2 protein-coding genes and 1 pseudogene are annotated in these 3,248 nt (G+C 60.4%); 2 read left to right on the top strand and 1 reads right to left on the bottom strand.

The features are described 5' to 3' along the window. A pseudogene (locus ACX3P0_RS25110) lies at window positions 1–370 on the bottom strand (site-specific integrase); the annotation flags it as partial. Between the two features lie 554 nt (window positions 371–924). Between ACX3P0_RS25110 and ACX3P0_RS25105 the strand changes: the two are divergent. Then, window positions 925–2,154, top strand: coding sequence for a putative DNA modification/repair radical SAM protein (locus ACX3P0_RS25105; protein ID WP_459092920.1), 1,230 nt, complete (start codon window positions 925–927; stop codon window positions 2,152–2,154). Then, window positions 2,151–3,161, top strand: a complete 1,011-nt coding sequence (locus ACX3P0_RS25100) for a TIGR03915 family putative DNA repair protein (protein WP_459092918.1) — start codon at window positions 2,151–2,153, stop codon at window positions 3,159–3,161. Before ACX3P0_RS25105 ends, ACX3P0_RS25100 begins: the two co-directional genes overlap by 4 nt. The last annotated feature ends 87 nt before the right edge of the window (window positions 3,162–3,248 follow it).

The following is a 3,248-nucleotide window of genomic DNA, read 5'->3' as shown; positions in this document are numbered from 1 at the left end:
CTCGGGAATGCATGGTCATCGACTGTGCCGCCTCGCCTCTCGAGCCAGGCCAAGAGGCTGGCCCGTACGTCGCTGGTCAACTCGGACTGTACCGGGCGACCTGTCTTCTGCTGAACGACAATCGCACGCATGCGTATTTCCGACCCAGCGACCAAATCGCCAATCCTGATCTTGACCAAGTCGCAGCCGCGTAGCTTGCTGTCGATCGCCAGATCGAAAAGAGCACGGTCACGAACGCGCCCTTCACGATCGAGGAAGAATCGGATCGCCCAGATTTATTTTTGTGTGAAGGCCGCTTCGTGCCAACCGTCTTTCCAGCATTCCAAGCGGCTCGGCCCTGAATGGCAGTATCATATTGAGAGTAGCCCATTTCAGTTCTCCTTGACCTTGATTGGCCGATGGAGAAACGAATAACGCCCGAGCTACAGCTCCGGGGCCGATAGCTGCCTGTCCGGTTCTGGCTGAGAAACTGAGCAAGCTGCCGTTCGGGTAACGACCCCATTTCAGCTATTTCGGTCACCACCACCGTTTCCCGAAAGCCGTCGGTCTGATTTCGCAGGGACTGATGGTCAAGGGTGTCGATTGCAGCCGCAGTGCTCGGTTCTACCCTGTCTCTACCAGCATGTTTAGCGAGGTAGAGCTGCGCATCGGCCTTCTCGATTGCTGCGTCGACGGTTTTGAAGCCACTCAGGAAAAGCGCCCGAAAACATTCCGCTATTGCGCTGGATCGCGCTCGCACCGCGCCAAGCTTGAAGATCGACATCGAGAAGGCCGAAGAGGCAGCGATGGCTGTTTTGTAACCCAGATGCCTTGCCAGGAGGCAGACAACAACAAGGGGAGCGATGTCGCCTGTCATCCAGGTCTGCAACGCTCTCCAGCAAACGTGATTGGATAAAGACACCAGGAACATATAGTGAACATTACATGAAAAAAACGCTCCAAGACCGGTTGGCTATTCTGTCCGATGCGGCGAAATACGATGCCTCCTGCGCGTCGAGCGGTGGTGAAAAGCGCGATGCCACCAAGGGCGGTATCGGGTCGTCAGGCGGGACGGGTATTTGCCATGCCTACACGCCTGACGGTCGTTGCATTTCCTTGCTGAAAATCCTGATGACCAATTTCTGTATCTTCGACTGCGCCTATTGCATCAACCGCGTGTCGAGCAATGTCGAGCGGGCGCGCTTTTCTGTCGAAGAAGTGGTGACGCTCACCCTGGAGTTCTATCGCCGCAACTATATCGAGGGACTATTTTTGTCCTCCGGCATCATCCGCTCGCCCGATCAAACCATGGCGGACATGGTGCGCATCGCGCGGACCTTGCGCGAGCAGCATGACTTCAAGGGCTATATCCATCTCAAGACCATTCCTGATGCGGCGCCGGAACTGATCCGCGAAGCCGGGCTGTGGGCGGACCGCCTGTCGATCAATGTCGAGCTGCCACAGGACGCCAGCGTGCGCAAACTCGCTCCCGAAAAGCGACCGGAAACCATTCGAGCGGCCATGGCGCAGGTGCGGCTGGAGCAGGAGGCGGCCAAAGAGAAAAGCCATACGGGCCGCAAGGCGCAGCGCTTCGCACCGGCCGGGCAGAGCACGCAAATGATCATCGGCGCCGACGGGTCCGACGATGTCGCCATCCTCAATACCGCCACCCGGCTCTATAGCGGCTACCGGCTGAAGCGGGTCTACTACTCCGCGTTCAGCCCGATACCGGATGCCTCTTCAGCGCTCCCCTTGATCCAGCCCCCCTTGTTGCGGGAGCATCGGCTGTATCAGGCGGATTGGCTGATGCGCTTTTATGGATTTTCTGCCGAGGAGATTACCACCGGCACCGACAAGGGGCATCTTGATCTCGAGCTGGACCCCAAACTGGCCTGGGCGCTGCAACATCGCGCGCAATTTCCGCTGGACGTCAATTTGGCCTCGCGCGAGCAATTGCTGCGGGTGCCGGGGTTCGGCGTACGCACGGTGGATCGGATCATCGGGGCCCGTCGCCATGCGCTGTTGCGGTTCGACGATTTGATCCGCATCGGCGCATCGATGAACAAAGCCAAAGCCTTTATCCGCCTTTCCGATTGGTCGCCGCGGCATTTGACCGACAGTGCCAATCTGCGAGCCCGTTTCGCGCCGCCCCCGGAACAATTGACGCTGCTATGAGATTTGCCGTCGCACTGCCGCAACGCGACATGTTCGCCGCCTGGCGCGATGCGGCGCGACTGGCTATCAGCCATGGCATTGCACCGCACGATATTGACTGGAGCGGGCAAGCCGGACTGTTTGGCGGGGAACCGTTGCCGGACCTGCCAGGAGACCATGCTGCCCGTGTGCCAGCCGATTTTGTCCGGCTGGCGGGATTGGTGATCTGGCATTCGGCGCCGCAGCGCTGTGGTCTGCTGTATCAGGCGTTGTGGCGGCTTGATCAGCGCGATGGCGCACCGCTGTCGCAAGCCGACCCGCTGGGCCGCGAACTCGCGCTGATGGCGAAATCGGTGGGGCGCGACATTCACAAGATGCACGCATTTGTGCGTTTCCGTGAACTGCCAGCCGCTGGCGCCCGGCGCCGTTTTGGCGCGTGGTTCGAGCCGGACCATCACACGCTGGAGCCGGGGGCAGCGTTTTTCGTCAAGCGGTTCGCCGACATGGATTGGTTGATCGCCACGCCAGAGCTGACGGCTCGTTTTTCGGTCGGTGTGCTCAGCTATGAAGCAGGCGGTCGCCCGCCCGAGATCGCAGAGGATGCGTCAGAGGCACTCTGGGCCACCTATTTTGCCAATATTTTCAATCCGGCACGGGTCAAGTTGGACGCAATGCGGTCAGAGATGCCGAAGAAATATTGGCGGAACCTGCCCGAAACGCGCCTGATCCCTTCCATGCTGGCCGACGCCGAGGCGCGGGTGGAGCGGATGCGAGAGGCCGGCGCGAGTCAGCCCAGACCCGGCGCGGCAGCCATCTCCACCCGCTATCGCGCCGGCCTGCCCACGGCTATGGCGGTACCGTCCACTCTCGATGAGGCGCGTGAGGCGGCCATGCAATGCCGGCGCTGCAACCTCTGCGAAGCGGCAACGCAAACCGTGTGGGGCGAAGGCGATTCCAGTGCGCGGATGATGATCGTCGGCGAACAGGCGGGCAATCGGGAAGACCTTGCCGGGGCGATGTCACTTTAACTTGCGTTCGGGCGTGCCGAGGGAATTCGGCCTTACGGATTGATTTCAGGCCATGGTTCCCGTCACGGCTTTCCATTCCGCGATCGC

This window comes from Mesorhizobium sp. A556 (genome assembly GCF_054489545.1).
The sequence above is the reverse complement of the archived record's forward strand: the minus strand, read 5'-3'. Positions and strand labels throughout refer to the sequence as shown.

Excerpts from the sequence above, each read along its gene's own strand:
- ACX3P0_RS25105 (WP_459092920.1), top strand. The coding sequence starts at position 925 with ATGAAAAAAACGCTCCAAGACCGGTTGGCTATTCTGTCCGATGCGGCG.
- ACX3P0_RS25100 (WP_459092918.1), top strand. The coding sequence starts at position 2,151 with ATGAGATTTGCCGTCGCACTGCCGCAACGCGACATGTTCGCCGCCTGG.